The 15,080-nt window shown below is 61.5% G+C and carries 12 protein-coding genes; 10 read left to right on the top strand and 2 right to left on the bottom strand.

The genetic code is table 11. The features are described from left to right. The first annotated feature begins 97 nt into the window (after nucleotides 1-97). On the top strand, nucleotides 98-568 hold the full coding sequence (locus AC07XM_RS10615; RefSeq protein ID WP_003253717.1) for an Lrp/AsnC family transcriptional regulator: 471 nt from the start codon (nucleotides 98-100) through the stop codon (nucleotides 566-568). A 43-nt stretch (nucleotides 569-611) separates the two neighbouring features. Here AC07XM_RS10615 and AC07XM_RS10610 read toward each other — a convergent pair whose 3' ends face one another. Next, on the bottom strand, nucleotides 612-1,979 hold the full coding sequence (locus AC07XM_RS10610; protein WP_024718089.1) for a CYTH domain-containing protein: 1,368 nt from the start codon (nucleotides 1,977-1,979) through the stop codon (nucleotides 612-614). 115 nt (nucleotides 1,980-2,094) lie between these two features. Between AC07XM_RS10610 and argE the strand changes: the two genes are divergently transcribed. Continuing rightward, on the top strand, nucleotides 2,095-3,237 hold the full coding sequence (gene argE, locus AC07XM_RS10605) for an acetylornithine deacetylase (protein WP_016489730.1): 1,143 nt from the start codon (nucleotides 2,095-2,097) through the stop codon (nucleotides 3,235-3,237). Between the two features lie 124 nt (nucleotides 3,238-3,361). Then, complete coding sequence (gene argA, locus AC07XM_RS10600) at nucleotides 3,362-4,660, top strand: amino-acid N-acetyltransferase (protein WP_016489729.1); 1,299 nt, start codon at nucleotides 3,362-3,364, stop codon at nucleotides 4,658-4,660. Nucleotides 4,661-4,796: 136 nt separating this feature from the next. On the opposite strand, the gene AC07XM_RS10595 is transcribed toward argA, so the two are convergent. Further along, nucleotides 4,797-6,173: a glutamine synthetase family protein gene (locus tag AC07XM_RS10595; protein ID WP_016489728.1), complete on the bottom strand. Its 1,377-nt coding sequence runs from the start codon at nucleotides 6,171-6,173 to the stop codon at nucleotides 4,797-4,799. A 574-nt stretch (nucleotides 6,174-6,747) separates the two neighbouring features. On the opposite strand from AC07XM_RS10595, the gene AC07XM_RS10590 reads away from it, so the two are divergent. The 7 genes from AC07XM_RS10590 to AC07XM_RS10560 all read left to right on the top strand — a co-directional run bounded on the left by AC07XM_RS10590 (nucleotide 6,748) and on the right by AC07XM_RS10560 (nucleotide 15,045). Further along, the gene (locus AC07XM_RS10590) at nucleotides 6,748-8,106 is read left to right on the top strand and encodes a glutamine synthetase family protein (RefSeq protein WP_102689451.1); all 1,359 of its coding nucleotides are present in this window, start codon (nucleotides 6,748-6,750) and stop codon (nucleotides 8,104-8,106) included. A gap of 48 nt (nucleotides 8,107-8,154) precedes the next feature. Continuing rightward, nucleotides 8,155-9,516 carry an aspartate aminotransferase family protein gene (locus tag AC07XM_RS10585; protein WP_102689452.1) on the top strand — a complete coding sequence of 454 codons (1,362 nt, stop codon included), beginning with the start codon at nucleotides 8,155-8,157 and terminating at the stop codon, nucleotides 9,514-9,516. A gap of 169 nt (nucleotides 9,517-9,685) precedes the next feature. Beyond that, the gene (locus AC07XM_RS10580; RefSeq protein WP_016489725.1) at nucleotides 9,686-10,783 is read left to right on the top strand and encodes a polyamine ABC transporter substrate-binding protein; all 1,098 of its coding nucleotides are present in this window, start codon (nucleotides 9,686-9,688) and stop codon (nucleotides 10,781-10,783) included. 158 nt (nucleotides 10,784-10,941) lie between these two features. Next, nucleotides 10,942-12,036, top strand: a complete 1,095-nt coding sequence (locus tag AC07XM_RS10575) for a polyamine ABC transporter substrate-binding protein (RefSeq protein ID WP_016489724.1) — start codon at nucleotides 10,942-10,944, stop codon at nucleotides 12,034-12,036. Nucleotides 12,037-12,095: 59 nt separating this feature from the next. Beyond that, nucleotides 12,096-13,238 (top strand): polyamine ABC transporter ATP-binding protein, encoded by a 1,143-nt coding sequence (potA, locus tag AC07XM_RS10570; protein WP_016489723.1) that lies wholly within the window; start codon nucleotides 12,096-12,098, stop codon nucleotides 13,236-13,238. Further along, entirely contained in the window at nucleotides 13,235-14,155 is a 921-nt protein-coding gene (locus AC07XM_RS10565; RefSeq protein WP_016489722.1) for an ABC transporter permease subunit, read from the top strand. Before potA ends, AC07XM_RS10565 begins: the two co-directional genes overlap by 4 nt. After that, nucleotides 14,152-15,045: an ABC transporter permease subunit gene (locus tag AC07XM_RS10560; RefSeq protein WP_016489721.1), complete on the top strand. Its 894-nt coding sequence runs from the start codon at nucleotides 14,152-14,154 to the stop codon at nucleotides 15,043-15,045. Before AC07XM_RS10565 ends, AC07XM_RS10560 begins: the two co-directional genes overlap by 4 nt. The last annotated feature ends 35 nt before the right edge of the window (nucleotides 15,046-15,080 follow it).

The raw sequence follows: 15,080 nt of genomic DNA, 5'->3' as shown, positions 1-15,080 counted from the left end.
TTGCACGTCAGGCGCGGCATTTTTTCGCTATCATTTGATCATTTTGCCTATTTGATGAATTGATCAATTCAGATAATGCCAATCAGGAGATTGAACAATGCATAGTGAGCTGGACGCCTACGACCGCCGCATTCTCGAACTGCTGCAAGAGGACGCTTCGCTGTCCAGCGCGCAGATCGCCGAGCGCGTGGGGCTGTCGCAATCGCCGTGCTGGCGGCGCATACAGCGCTTGAAGGAAGAGGGGGTGATTCGCGGGCAGGTGACCTTGCTGGACCGCAAGAAAGTCGGCCTGAACACGCAAATTTTCGCCGAGGTGAAGCTCAATGCTCACGGGCGCTCCAACTTCACCGAGTTTACCGAGGCGATCCGCGGGTTTCCGGAGGTGCTGGAGTGTTATGTGCTGATGGGGGCAGTGGACTTTCTACTGCGCATCGTCACGTCGGATATCGAGGCCTACGAACGGTTCTTCTTCGAAAAACTGTCGAACGTGCCGGGTATCCAGGAAGTGAACTCTATTGTGGCGCTGTCCGAGATCAAGTCCACCACCAGCCTGCCGCTGTCGCGGTGAGGCCATTCGCGGCGCCGAACCGCCGCGAAATGGCGACGCGGTATCAAGCCTTGATCAGGTGCTTCCAGCCGCGACTCTGATCCACTGCCCGAGCCTGTTCGATACGTGCGTCCAGCACTTCATCACTGATTGGCAGTTCGGCCAGCTCGTGCAGCTTCTTCAGGTCGCCATACAGGCGGTCCATCTGCGGCGCTTCCAGCACCTGGCGAGCATGGTGTAGCCAGGCCAGCAGTTGCTCGATACGTGGCAGCTGCTCGGCCAGGTCTTCTGGGCGCTGGGTGTACAGCGGCAGCTTCAACGCACGGCCTTCTTCGCCCAGCAGGTGTGCCAGCCAGCTGGCCAGCTGCGCCTTGCCCTGGCGTTCGCCACGGCCTTTGCGCTCCACGGTCCAGGAACGGGCCAGCAGCCAGCGCGAGGTTTCCAGCGAGAACTGGCCCCAGCGCACGTCTTCCAGTTCTTCGGCGAACTGCTCGGGGGCAGCGCGGCGGATGTCTTCGTCATCGTTGCCGGCCTGCACCAGCGGGCGCCAGTCTTCCAGCAGGGCGTCGAGGCTGCTGCGCAGGTCACGGGTGCTCGCGCGTGGCGCGGCCTGGCCAAGGCTGGCGGTGAGGGCGCGCAGCTCGCTCAGGCACTCGACCCAGTCCTGCAGCAGGCGCCAGTGGCCGTTGTGGCGGTACTGCTCGGCCAGGCGCTGGCTGCTGCCCAGCAGTTGCCAGGCCAATGCGGCGTAAGCGTCGTCCAGGGCCATCTCGGCGTCCAGCTCGCTGTGCGGCAGGCCCAACTCGTAGCTGTCCGGCTCCAGCAGGCGGTAGCCACGCTCGGCCTTGCTGATGTCGCAGGGCATCAGCGGCAGGCTGGCGGCCAGCTCGGCGGCAAGCTCCAGCAGTGCTTGCGGGTCACCTTCGCGCAGTTCCAGCTCCAGCTCGCAGATCTCTTCCTTGCGCTTGCCGGCGATCACGAAGCCCTGGTCCAGCGCGGCTTCGATCACCACTTTGCTCTTGCCACGGCCCCAGGCGATTTCGGCGTATTCACGGCTGAAGTCGGTAGTGAACAGCGGCTTGATGGTTTTCTTGTCCAGGTCTGCCAGTTGCTCGGGCCAGCAGGTGGCGTCCAGCTTCTTCAGGTCGAGCTTGACCTTGTCCAGGTTCCATTCGTACTCGTTGCGCTCGGACAGGCCGGCCACGCTGGTGCCGCGGCATTTGAGGGTCTGGATGACGGCATCGCCATCGCGGCGCAGGCGCAGGGCGACACGGGCGGCGGACAGCTCACGCTCGGGGGTGTCGAAGTACTGGTTGAGCAGTTCACGGGTCTGCCAGCCGGACTTGTTGCGCTTTTTCAGCAGAGGGTGCTCGCGCAGGGCGGCAAGGGTCTCGCGGCTGGCGCGGAGCTTCAGTTCGGTTTCTTTGTGCATCACAGACTCGAAAGAGGGGCGTGGTTGGCGGAGAGTCTACAGCAGTCAGCCACCAACGGTTTATTCCAGACAGCGGATAGTCCTATGATGGGCAACGCTTCCGAGGAGTATGTGCATGCCGTTGCCGACGCTGAAAGACCAGTTTGCCGCCTTGATCGCCGCGCCTTCGGTCAGTTGCACCCAACCTGCGCTGGACCAGTCCAACCGCCACGTGATCGACCTGCTGGCGGGGTGGCTGGGCGACCTGGGGTTCAAATGCGACATCCAGCAGGTCACTGCGGGCAAGTTCAACCTGCTGGCCAGCCGCGGCAGCGGCCCGGGTGGCCTGGTGCTGGCCGGGCACAGCGATACCGTCCCCTATGACGAACAACTGTGGGCCAGCGACCCGCTGAAGCTGACCGAGGTCGATGGCCGCTGGGTCGGCCTGGGCAGCTGTGACATGAAGGGCTTTTTCGCCTTGGTCATCGAAGCCGTCATCCCGCTGTTGGAGCACGACTTCAAGCAGCCACTGCTGATCCTCGCCACCTGCGACGAAGAAAGCTCCATGTCCGGTGCCCGCGCCCTGGCTGAGGCCGGCCAGCCCCTGGGCCGTGCTGCGGTCATCGGCGAGCCTACCGGGCTGCGGCCGATCCGCATGCACAAGGGCATTCTCATGGACCGCATCGACATCCTCGGGCGCAGCGGCCATTCGTCGGACCCAAGCCTGGGCCGCAGCGCCCTGGAGGCCATGCACGCGGTGATGGCCGAGCTGATGGGCTTGCGCCAGCAATGGCAGCAAACCTACCGCAACCCGCAGTTCACCGTGCCGACCCCGACCCTGAACTTCGGCTGCATCCACGGCGGCGACAACCCCAACCGCATCTGCGGCCAGTGTGCGCTCGAATTCGACCTGCGGCCGCTGCCGGGCATGGATGTGGAGCAACTGCGCGCAGCCATACGCGAGAAGCTGGTGCCCGTGGCCGAGCGCCATGATGTGCGCATCGACTATGCACCGCTGTTCCCGGAGGTGCCGCCGTTCGAGCAGGCTGCCGATGCCGAGCTGGTGCAAGTGGCGGAACGCCTGACGGGCCATCGCGCCGAAGCGGTGGCGTTTGGCACCGAAGCGCCTTATCTTCAGCAGCTGGGCTGCCAGACCATCGTGCTGGGCCCTGGCGACATCGCCTGTGCCCACCAGCCCGGCGAATACCTTGAAATGTCACGAATCGAGCCTACCGTGCGTCTATTGCGTGACCTGATCCGGCACTATTGCCTGCACTAAACGTCAATCGAGTTGATTCGTTCCTGCCTAGAGGAGACCGCGCGTGACCGCAAGCCTGTTCCGACGATGATCTTGAACGCCCCTTGTATCGCCGTTCTCCGTCCACTTATCCACAGGCCCTGTCATGCCCGACTACGTCAACTGGCTGCGTCATGCCTCCCCGTACATCAATGCCCATCGCGACTGCACCTTCGTGGTCATGCTCCCCGGCGATGGGGTGGAACACCCTAATTTCGGCAACATCGTCCACGACCTGGTGTTGCTGCACAGCCTTGGCGTGCGCCTGGTGCTGGTGCATGGCTCGCGCCCGCAGATCGAAAGCCGATTGGCCGAGCGCGGGCTGACCCCGCACTACCACCATGGCCTGCGTATCACCGATGCCGCCACCCTGGACTGCGTGATCGATGCCGTTGGCGCCCTGCGCCTGGCCATCGAGGCACGCCTGTCGATGGACATCGCCGCGTCGCCGATGCAAGGCTCGCGCCTGCGGGTGGCGTCTGGCAACCTGGTTACCGCACGGCCGATCGGCGTGCTCGAAGGGGTGGACTACCACCACACCGGTGAAGTGCGCCGGGTCGACCGCAAGGGCATCAGCCGCCTGCTCGACGAGCGCTCCATCGTGCTGTTGTCGCCGCTGGGCTACTCGCCCACCGGCGAAATCTTCAACCTGGCCTGTGAAGATGTGGCCACCCGTGCCGCCATCGAACTGGGGGCCGACAAGTTGCTGCTGTTCGGCGCCGAGCCGGGCCTGCTGGACGCCGACGGCAAGCTGGTGCGGGAACTGCGCCCGCAGCAGGTTGCCCCGCACCTGCAGCGTCTGGGCAGCGACTACCAGGGCGAACTGCTGGACGCCGCCGCCGAGGCCTGCAAGGGCGGCGTGGCGCGCAGCCACATTGTCAGTTATGCCGAGGACGGCGCACTGCTGACCGAACTGTTCACCCGGGGTGGTGGCGGTACGCTCGTGTCGCAGGAGCAGTTCGAAGTGGTGCGCGAGGCAACCATCGAGGATGTGGGCGGCTTGCTGGAACTGATCAGCCCGCTGGAAGAGCAGGGCATTCTGGTGCGCCGCTCGCGTGAAGTGCTGGAGCGGGAGATCGAGCAGTTCAGCGTGGTCGAGCGCGAGGGCATGATCATCGCCTGTGCGGCGTTGTACCCGATTGCCGAATCCGAAGCAGGAGAGCTGGCGTGCCTGGCGGTGAACCCGGAATACCGCCACGGCGGGCGCGGGGATGAGTTGCTGGAGCGCATCGAGAGCCGGGCGCGGCAGATGGGGTTGAATACCCTGTTTGTGCTGACGACGCGTACGGCGCACTGGTTCCGTGAGCGCGGTTTTGCACCCAGCGGTGTGGAGCGGCTGCCATCGGCGCGGGCTTCGCTGTACAACTACCAGCGCAATTCGAAGATTTTCGAGAAACCGCTTTAAGCCTGTACCGGCCTCTTCGCGGGACAAGCCCGCTCCCACAGGGTAATCTCCAGTGCTGAAGCTTGTGGCTTACCTGCGGAAGCGGGCGACACCGGTCTCAAACAAGAACGCCGCCCTTGAGGGGCGGCGTTTTTGTTTACACGGTATGCAGGTACCAGTTGTACTCGAGGTCGGAGATCGAGTGCTCGAACTCCTCCAGCTCGCTTTCCTTGCACGCGACGAAGATGTCGATGTACTTCGGATCGATGTACTTGTTGAGGATCTCGCTGTCGTCCAGCTCGCGCAAGGCATCGCGCAGGTTGTTCGGCAGGCTCTGCTCCAGCTGCTCGTACGAGTTGCCTTCGATTGGCTTGCCCGGCTCGATCTTGTTGGTCAGGCCGTGGTGCACGCCTGCCAGCACGGCCGCCATCATCAGGTACGGGTTGGCGTCGGCGCCGGCGACCCGGTGCTCGAGGCGCACGGCATCTGCCGAGCCTGTTGGCACCCGCAGCGCTACGGTGCGGTTGTCCAGGCCCCAGCTTGGCGCGTTCGGAACATAGAACTGCGCGCCAAAGCGGCGGTACGAGTTGACGTTCGGGCAAAGGAACGCCATGGACGCGGGCAGGGTCTCGAGCACACCGCCGACAGCGTGACGTAGCGCGGCGTTCTGCTCGGGATCCTCGCTGGTGAAGATGTTGTGGCCATCTTTGTCCAGCACGGAAATGTGTACATGCAGGCCGTTGCCTGCCTGGCCCGGGTAGGGCTTGGCCATGAAGGTGGTATCCATTTCATGGTCGTACGCAATGTTCTTGATCAACCGCTTGAGCAGTACTGCGTAGTCACAGGCCTTGAGCGGGTCGGGGACGTGGTGCAGGTTGACTTCGAACTGCGCCGGGGCGCTTTCCTTGACGATGGCGTCGGCCGGGATGCCTTGTTCTTTCGCGCCTTCGAGGATGTCCTGCAGGCAGTCGGCATATTCGTCGAGGTCGTCGATCAGGTACACCTGGGTCGACTGCGGGCGTTTGCCCGAAATTGGCGAGCGCGGCGGCTGCGGGCGGCCGTTCACGTTCTCCTGGTCGATCAGGTAGAACTCCAGTTCGAATGCAGCGCAAATGGTGAGGCCCATCTCGTCGAACTTGCTCACCACCTGACGCAGCACTTCACGAGGGTCGGCGAAGAACGGCTCGCCTTCGATCTCGTGCATGGTCATCAGCAGTTGGGCAGTGGGGCGCTTTTGCCACGGCTCGTTACAGAGCGTGTCGGGGATCGGGTAGCAGATGCGGTCAGCATCGCCAATGTCCAGGCCAAGCCCGGTACTTTCGACGGTGGAACCGTTGATGTCCAGGGCGAAGAGGGAGGCCGGCAGGTTGATGCCTTTCTCGTAAACCTTGTGGAGGCTGGTGCGCTCAATGCGCTTGCCGCGCACCACACCATTCATATCTGCAATCAGAAGGTCAACGTAGAGAACCTCAGGATGTTCCTTAAGGAACGCGTTCGCTTCGTTAAGCTGAACGGCACGCGGGGGTACCGACATGATGCAACACCTTTGTTGTTAAAAATATCAATCAAGGGGGGCTTGCAGGACCAGTCAATCGAAAAGCCATACTGATGTCAAGCCAACCCCATGATGCCCTGAAATGGCACATCTACGGCAGATTTGCTGCAAATCGGGGCGTGCCATTATCCGCTATTTCACCTGCAAAGGGGTATCTCAAGCGTGCCGTCTTTTATTTTTTACGCGGGTGTTGTGTAAAAAAATGAACAAGGCTAAGCTCGGTCACAACCCAGAACACAATAATACGAGGGTCACATGGTCCGCTTGCCGCGACCTGAAAGCACTGCCTGCGCAGTGCCAACGGGTACCTCTGTCGTTTTTGCAAGCTTCGTCAATGGCGTGGTCGCCCTGGCCGCAATAATTGACGTTTGGCGTCTACGGTCCTGGCCTCGAAGCGGCTTGCCGCCTTTCACTTCGTCTTCCTGCCCTTCCAACTCATTATGGACACACTTGTTTTCAGTGTATCCACTGCGGCGCTGCGCGGGGGTTTTTGCTTTAGCAATCTACTCCATCCAGAATCAACGTGCGGCCCACCTTACCTCCTGAGGTATTTATGAGTAACAACCTCGACCAGCTCACCGATTGGTTGAAAGAGCACAAGATCACCGAAGTCGAATGCATGATCAGTGACCTGACCGGCATCACGCGCGGCAAGATTTCGCCCACCAACAAATTCATCGCTGAAAAAGGCATGCGCCTGCCCGAGAGCGTGCTGCTGCAGACCGTGACTGGCGACTACGTCGACGACGACATCTATTACGAACTGCTCGACCCGGCCGACATCGACATGATCTGCCGCCCCGACGAGAACGCCGTGTTCCTGGTGCCGTGGGCCATCGAGCCGACAGCGCAGGTGATCCACGACACCTACGACAAGAAGGGCAACCCGGTCGAACTGTCGCCGCGCAACGTGTTGAAGAAAGTCCTCAAGCTCTACGCCGACAAGGGCTGGCAGCCGATTGTCGCGCCCGAGATGGAGTTCTACCTGACCAAGCGCAGCGAAGACCCGGACTTCCCGTTGCAGCCCCCGGTAGGCCGTTCGGGCCGCCCGGAAACCGGCCGCCAGTCGTTCTCGATCGAAGCCGCCAACGAATTCGACCCGCTGTTCGAAGACGTGTACGACTGGTGCGAACTGCAGCAGCTGGACCTGGACACGCTGATTCACGAAGACGGCACGGCGCAGATGGAAATCAACTTCCGTCACGGCAACGCCCTGCACCTGGCCGACCAGATCCTGGTGTTCAAGCGCACCATGCGCGAGGCTGCACTCAAGCACAACGTGGCCGCCACCTTCATGGCCAAGCCCATGACCGGCGAGCCGGGCAGTGCCATGCACCTGCACCAGAGCGTGGTCGACCTGGCCACTGGCAAGAACATCTTCAGCAATGAAGACGGCAGCATGAGCGAGCTGTTCCTCAACCACATTGGTGGCTTGCAGAAGTTCATCCCCGAGGCGCTGCCGCTGTTCGCCCCCAACGTCAACTCGTTCCGCCGCTTCCTGCCCGACACGTCGGCGCCGGTGAACGTGGAGTGGGGCGAAGAAAACCGCACTGTCGGCCTGCGCGTACCGGATGCCGGCCCGCAAAGCCGCCGGGTCGAGAACCGCCTGCCGGGCGCTGACGCCAACCCTTACCTGGCCATTGCCGCCAGCCTGCTGTGTGGCTACATCGGCATGGTCGAAGGCATCGATGCCAGCGCGCCGGTGCAGGGCCGTGGCTACGAACGCCGCAACCTGCGCCTGCCGCTGACCATCGAAGATGCCCTGGAGCGCATGGAAAACAGCCGTGCGTTGGTGCAGTACCTGGGCAAGAAATTCATTACCGGCTACGTCGCCACCAAGCGCGCCGAGCACGAGAACTTCAAACGCGTCATCAGTTCCTGGGAGCGTGAGTTCCTGCTGTTCGCTGTCTGATAAACCCTGGGGCCGCTGGAGCGCGGCTGTCGAACAACGGAGAAGCACATGAGCGTCAACAACCCGCAAACCCGTGAATGGCAAACCCTGAGCGGGGAGCACCATCTCGCACCTTTCAGTGACTACAAGCAGCTGAAGGAGAAGGGGCCGCGCATTATCACCAAGGCCCAGGGCGTGCATTTGTGGGACAGCGAGGGGCACAAGATCCTCGACGGCATGGCGGGCCTGTGGTGCGTGGCGGTCGGTTACGGCCGTGAAGAGCTGGTGCAGGCGGCACAAAAGCAGATGCGCGAGCTGCCGTACTACAACCTGTTCTTCCAGACTGCTCACCCGCCTGCGCTGGAACTGGCCAAGGCGATCACCGATGTGGCGCCCGAAGGCATGACCCATGTGTTCTTCACCGGCTCCGGCTCAGAAGGCAACGACACCGTGCTGCGCATGGTGCGTCACTACTGGGCGCTGAAGGGCAAACCGCACAAGCAGACCATCATCGGCCGTATCAACGGCTATCACGGCTCCACCTTCGCCGGTGCTTGCCTGGGCGGCATGAGCGGCATGCACGAGCAGGGCGGCCTGCCGATCCCGGGCATCGTGCACATCCCGCAGCCGTACTGGTTCGGCGAAGGCGGTGACATGACCCCGGATGCGTTCGGTGTCTGGGCGGCCGAGCAGCTGGAGAAGAAAATCCTCGAAGTGGGCGAAGACAACGTCGCCGCCTTCATCGCCGAGCCTATCCAGGGCGCAGGCGGCGTGATCATCCCGCCAGAAACCTATTGGCCGAAGGTGAAGGAGATTCTTGCCAAGTACGACATCCTGTTCGTTGCCGACGAAGTCATCTGCGGTTTCGGCCGTACCGGCGAATGGTTCGGCTCTGACTATTACGACCTCAAGCCCGACCTTATGACCATCGCCAAGGGCCTGACCTCCGGTTACATCCCCATGGGCGGTGTGATCGTGCGTGACAAAGTGGCCAAGGTCATCAGCGAAGGCGGTGACTTCAACCACGGTTTCACCTATTCGGGTCATCCGGTCGCGGCCGCGGTGGGCCTGGAAAACCTGCGCATCCTGCGCGACGAGAAAATTGTCGAGAAGGCGCGCACTGAAGCGGCACCGTATTTGCAAAAGCGTTTGCGTGAGCTGCAGGACCACCCGCTGGTGGGTGAAGTCCGTGGCCTTGGCATGCTCGGCGCGATCGAGCTGGTCAAGGACAAGGCCACCCGCAGCCGTTACGAGGGCAAGGGTGTGGGCATGATCTGCCGTAACTTCTGCTTCGAAAATGGCCTGATCATGCGCGCGGTGGGTGACACCATGATCATCGCGCCGCCGCTGGTGATCAGCCATGCGGAGATCGACGAGCTGGTGGAAAAGGCGCGCAAATGCCTGGACCTGACGCTCCAGGCGATCAACTGAGCACCTGCTAGGCTAGCGATGTGACATTAAGTCGTTACAACGCCCTGCTTTCCTTGATACAGGGCCTTGTAACTTGCCAGACTAGCGACTGTTTCAGTCGCCGCGCGCTCTGCACCGTGGGTCCTGGCTGCTGAACGGAAGGCTAAACAAAAATTCTGGAGCATTACGCATGAAGAAAATGGGCAAGACGTTGCTGGCCGCCGCCCTTATGGGTGCCATGGCCTCCGCTGTTCAGGCTGAAGACAAGGTGTTGAACGTCTACAACTGGTCGGACTACATCGCGCCGGACACCATCGCCAAGTTCGAGAAGCAGACCGGTATCAAGGTCAAGTACGACGTCTTCGACAGCAACGAAACCCTCGAAGCCAAGCTGCTGGCAGGCAAGTCGGGCTACGACATCGTGGTGCCGTCCAACAACTTCCTGGCCAAGCAGATCAAGGCGGGTGTTTACGAGGAGCTGGACCGTTCCAAGCTGCCGAACTGGAAGAACCTCGACCCCGACCTGCTCAAAGCCGTTGGCGATGCCAGCGACAAGGACAACAAGCACGCCTTCCCGTACATGTGGGGCTCGATCGGCATCGGCTACAACCCGGAGAAGGTCAAGGCCGCGCTGGGCGTGGACAAGATCGACTCGTGGGACGTGGTGTTCAAGCCTGAGAACATCGCCAAGCTCAAAAGCTGCGGTGTGAGCTTCCTCGATGCACCGACCGAAATGATCCCGGCCGCGCTGCACTACCTGGGCCTGCCGAGCAACAGCACCAAAAAAGAAGACCTGAAGGCCGCCGAGGACCTGTTCCTCAAGATTCGTCCTTCGATCACCTACTTCCACTCGTCCAAGTACATCGGCGACATGGCCAACGGCAACATCTGCGTGGCGGTCGGTTACTCGGGTGACCTGGAGCAGTCCAAGGCCCGCGCCCACGAAGCTGGCGACAAGGTGAAAGTGGACTACGTCATTCCGAAAGAAGGCGCCGGTACCTTCTATGACATGGTCGCCATCCCCAAAGATGCCGAGCATAAAGACGCCGCCTATCAGTTCATGGACTTCCTGATGCAGCCGGAAATCATGGCCGAGATCACCAACGCCGTGCGCTTCCCGAACGGCAACCAGGCTGCCACTGCGCTCGTGAACAAAGACATCAGCGGTGACCCGAGCATCTACCCGCCTGCCGAAGTGAAGAAGCAGCTGTACGCGATCGCTGCGCCTGACGCTTCTGTGCAGCGTGTAATCACCCGCAGCTGGACCAAGATCAAATCGGGCAAATAAGCCCTATGCGACACCTCTGGGCCGGGCTTTACCGGCCCAGAGCCAGTGAAAGGCAATTGTTGATTGCGGCATCGAAGCTGCGAAGGTAAGTTGCGCGCCGGTTTTGCGTGTGCGGCAGCATTGTCGCGACCCAGGCACTGATTGTGAGGAGCACCCACTTGTCTATTTCTGTATACCGCAAGGCCTTGATGGCTGGTGCGGGCCTGACGCTGGCATGCAGCGTCCAAGCGGCGCCTACGGTGCACTTCTACAACTGGTCCGACTATATCGGCCCGACCACACTCGCGGATTTCGAGAAAGCAACGGGCATCAAGCCCGTGCAGGACGTGTTCGATTCCAACGAAACCCTGGAAGGCAAGCTGCTGGCCGGTAATACCGGCTATGACGTGGTGGTGCCGTCCAACCATTTCCTCGGCAAGCAGATCAAGGCGGGCGCGTTCCAGAAGCTCGACAAGAACCTGCTGCCCAATTATTCCAACCTGGACCCTGGGTTGATGAAGCGCCTGGAAAAGAACGACCCGGGCAACCAGTACGCCGTGCCTTACCTGTGGGGCACCAACGGCATCGGTTACAACGTCGACAAGGTGAAGGCCGCGCTGGGCGTGGACACCATCGACTCCTGGGCCGTGCTGTTCGAACCCGAGAACATGAAGAAGCTCTCCAAGTGCGGCGTGGCCTTCCTCGACTCGGCGGACGAAATGCTGCCGGCGGTACTCAACTACATGGGGCTCAACCCCAACAGCACCGACCCCAAGGATTATGCAAAAGCGGAGCAGAAGCTGCTGGCCGTGCGCCCGTACGTGACCTACTTCCACTCGTCCAAGTACATCACCGACCTGGCCAACGGCGACATCTGCGTCGCGGCAGGCTTCTCCGGAGATGTGTTCCAGGCCAAGGCCCGCGCTGAAGAAGCGAAGAAGGGTGTGAACCTGGCCTATGCCATTCCCAAGGAAGGCGGCAACCTCTGGTTCGACGTGCTGGCGATCCCCAAGGATGCCAAGAACGTCAAAGAGGCCCACGCCTTCATCAACTATTTGCTGAAACCTGAGGTTATCGCCCAGGTCAGTGATTACGTCGGTTACGCCAACCCGAACCCCAAGGCTGGCGACCTGATGGACCAGGCCGTGAGGACTGACGCCGCGGTATACCCACCGCAGGAAGTGCTGGACAAGATGTTCGTCAACAGTGAGTTGCCACCCAAGGTGCAACGTTTGATGACCCGCAGCTGGACCAAGGTCAAGTCGGGCAAGTAACAATCCAGGCCCGCCGCAAAGCAGGGGCGGGCACACAAATCTTGTTGGGAGTTTCACTCATGGCAGTTGCCTCCGGTGCCTATAAGAAAGCCCTCGAGGGTGGCCAGCAACCCAAGCAGGTGCTGGTCAAGATCGACCGGGTCACGAAAAAATTCGACGAAACCATCGCCGTAGACGATGTGTCGCTGGAAATCCGCAAAGGCGAGATCTTTGCCCTGCTGGGTGGCTCCGGTTCTGGCAAATCGACCTTGCTGCGCATGCTGGCCGGCTTCGAGCGCCCGACCGAAGGGCGAATCTTCCTCGATGGCGTCGACATCACCGACATGCCGCCCTACGAGCGGCCGATCAACATGATGTTCCAGTCTTATGCGCTGTTCCCGCACATGACCGTGGCGCAGAACATCGCCTTTGGCCTGCAGCAGGACAAGATGCCCAAGGCCGAGATCGATGCCCGCGTGGAGGAGATGCTCAAGCTGGTGCACATGACCCAGTACGCCAAGCGCAAGCCGCACCAGTTATCCGGTGGCCAGCGTCAGCGTGTGGCCCTGGCCCGCTCGCTGGCCAAGCGCCCCAAGCTGCTGCTGCTCGACGAGCCGATGGGGGCGCTGGACAAGAAACTGCGTTCGCAGATGCAGCTGGAACTGGTGGAGATCATCGAGCGGGTGGGCGTGACCTGCGTGATGGTGACCCACGACCAGGAAGAGGCCATGACCATGGCCCAGCGCATTGCCATCATGCACCTGGGCTGGATTGCCCAGATCGGCTCGCCCGTGGACATTTACGAAACGCCGACCAGCCGCCTGGTGTGCGAGTTCATCGGTAACGTCAACCTCTTCGAAGGTGATGTGGTCGATGATGCCGAAGGCTACGCGATCATTGCCAGCCCGGAGCTTGAGCGCAAGATCTACGTGGGCCATGGCATCACCACCTCGGTGGAAGACAAGCACATCACCTACGCCCTGCGCCCGGAAAAGCTGCTGGTAACCACCAAGCAGCCGGATTTCGAGCACAACTGGTCGCGCGGCAAGGTGCATGACATCGCCTACCTGGGTGGCCACTCGGTGTTCTACGTGGAGTTGCCGAGCGGCAAGGTTGTGCAGTCGTTCGTCGCCAACGCCGAGCGCCAGGGTACCCGCCCGACCTGGGGCGATGAAGTGTACGTGTGGTGGGAAGACGACAGCGGCGTGGTACTGCGGTCATGAAACTGCGCAAGCTCAAGCGAGCCTTCCAGCGCCTCACCCCGCGGGGGCGGCACGTGGTGATCGGCGTGCCGTTCATCTGGCTGTTCCTGTTCTTCATGCTGCCGTTCTTCATCGTGCTGAAGATCAGCTTCGCCGAAGCCGATGTGGCGATCCCGCCGTATACCGAGATCTACAGCTACGTCGAAGACAAGATCCAGTTGGTGCTCAACCTGGCCAACTATGGCTTGTTGACCGAGGATGAGCTGTACCTCTCGGCTTACCTGGGCTCGTTGAAGATGGCTTTCTTCAGCACCCTGCTGTGCCTGCTGATCGGCTTCCCGATGGCCTACGCCATTGCCAACGCCAAGAAGGAAACCCAGACCGTCCTGCTGCTGTTGATCATGATGCCGACATGGACCGCGATCCTGATCCGCGTCTATGCCTGGATGGGTATCCTGAGCAACAACGGCCTGCTCAACGGCTTCCTGATGTGGACCGGGTTGATCGACCAGCCGCTGCAGATCCTCAACACCAACCTGGCGGTGTACATCGGCGTGGTCTATTCGTACCTGCCGTTCATGATCCTGCCGCTGTTCGCCAACCTGGTGAAGCATGACCCGAGCCTGCTCGAGGCTGCATCCGACCTGGGCTCGAGCACTTTCAACAGCTTCTGGAAGATTACCGTTCCGCTGTCGAAGAACGGCATCATCGCCGGCTGCATGCTGGTGTTCATCCCGGTGGTGGGCGAGTTCGTGATCCCAGAACTGCTCGGCGGCCCGGAAACCCTGATGATCGGCAAGGTGCTGTGGCAAGAGTTCTTCAACAACCGTGACTGGCCGGTAGCTTCTGCGCTGGCGGTAGTGATGCTGGCGATCCTGATCGTGCCGATCCTGCTGTTCAACCGCAGCCAGGCCAAAGAAATGGAGGGCCGCGCATGAAACGCTTCAGTTTCTCCAAGCTGATGCTGGTGCTTGGCTTGCTGTTCATCTACCTGCCGATGCTGATCCTGGTGATCTACTCGTTCAACGCCTCCAAGCTGGTGACGGTGTGGGGGGGCTGGTCGATCAAGTGGTACGTCGGCCTGCTCGACAACACCCAGCTGATGGGTTCGGTGATGCGCTCGCTGGAAATCGCCTGCTACACGGCGGTGGCAGCGGTGGCGCTGGGTACCCTGGCGGCCTTTGTGCTGACCCGGGTCACCCGCTTCAAGGGCCGCACGCTGTTCGGTGGCCTGGTCACTGCGCCGCTGGTAATGCCTGAAGTGATCACCGGTCTGTCGCTGTTGCTGCTGTTTGTGGCCATGGCGCAGATGATCGGCTGGCCCCAGGAGCGCGGCATCGTCACCATCTGGATTGCCCACACCACGTTCTGTGCAGCGTATGTGGCGGTAGTGGTGTCGGCACGCCTGCGTGAGCTGGACCTGTCGATCGAAGAAGCGGCGATGGACCTGGGTGCCAAGCCGTGGAAGGTGTTCTTCCTGATCACCATCCCGATGATCGCGCCATCGCTGGCAGCAGGCGGCATGATGTCGTTCGCGCTGTCGCTGGACGACCTGGTGCTGGCCAGCTTCGTGTCCGGCCCGGGCTCGACCACCTTGCCGATGGAGGTGTTCTCGGCAGTGCGCCTGGGCGTGAAGCCGGAGATCAACGCCGTGGCCAGCCTGATCCTGCTGTCGGTGTCGCTGGTGACCTTCTTTGTCTGGTACTTCAGCCGCCGCAGCGAAGAGCGTCGTCGCAAGGCGATTCAGCAGGCGATCGAGGAAGGCGCTGCGGCCAACGCTTCGCAGCCGCAGGTCAAGCGCCCGACACAGGTGGCTGCGTCGGCCTGACCCGGCCCTTTCGCGGCGGTTCGGCCCTTTCGCGC

This window comes from Pseudomonas sp. GW460-LB5 (assembly GCF_059423245.1).
This window is presented reverse-complemented; position numbering and strand designations above follow the sequence as displayed.

What these genes read in the sequence shown, in the direction of transcription:
- AC07XM_RS10615 (WP_003253717.1), top strand. Translation starts at nt 98, where the DNA reads ATGCATAGTGAGCTGGACGCCTACGACCGCCGCATTCTCGAACTGCTG.
- AC07XM_RS10610 (WP_024718089.1), bottom strand. Translation starts at nt 1,979, where the DNA reads ATGCACAAAGAAACCGAACTGAAGCTCCGCGCCAGCCGCGAGACCCTT.
- argE (WP_016489730.1), top strand. Translation starts at nt 2,095, where the DNA reads ATGCCGTTGCCGACGCTGAAAGACCAGTTTGCCGCCTTGATCGCCGCG.
- argA (WP_016489729.1), top strand. Translation starts at nt 3,362, where the DNA reads ATGCCCGACTACGTCAACTGGCTGCGTCATGCCTCCCCGTACATCAAT.
- AC07XM_RS10595 (WP_016489728.1), bottom strand. Translation starts at nt 6,173, where the DNA reads ATGTCGGTACCCCCGCGTGCCGTTCAGCTTAACGAAGCGAACGCGTTC.
- AC07XM_RS10590 (WP_102689451.1), top strand. Translation starts at nt 6,748, where the DNA reads ATGAGTAACAACCTCGACCAGCTCACCGATTGGTTGAAAGAGCACAAG.
- AC07XM_RS10585 (WP_102689452.1), top strand. Translation starts at nt 8,155, where the DNA reads ATGAGCGTCAACAACCCGCAAACCCGTGAATGGCAAACCCTGAGCGGG.
- AC07XM_RS10580 (WP_016489725.1), top strand. Translation starts at nt 9,686, where the DNA reads ATGAAGAAAATGGGCAAGACGTTGCTGGCCGCCGCCCTTATGGGTGCC.
- potA (WP_016489723.1), top strand. Translation starts at nt 12,096, where the DNA reads ATGGCAGTTGCCTCCGGTGCCTATAAGAAAGCCCTCGAGGGTGGCCAG.
- AC07XM_RS10565 (WP_016489722.1), top strand. Translation starts at nt 13,235, where the DNA reads ATGAAACTGCGCAAGCTCAAGCGAGCCTTCCAGCGCCTCACCCCGCGG.
- AC07XM_RS10560 (WP_016489721.1), top strand. Translation starts at nt 14,152, where the DNA reads ATGAAACGCTTCAGTTTCTCCAAGCTGATGCTGGTGCTTGGCTTGCTG.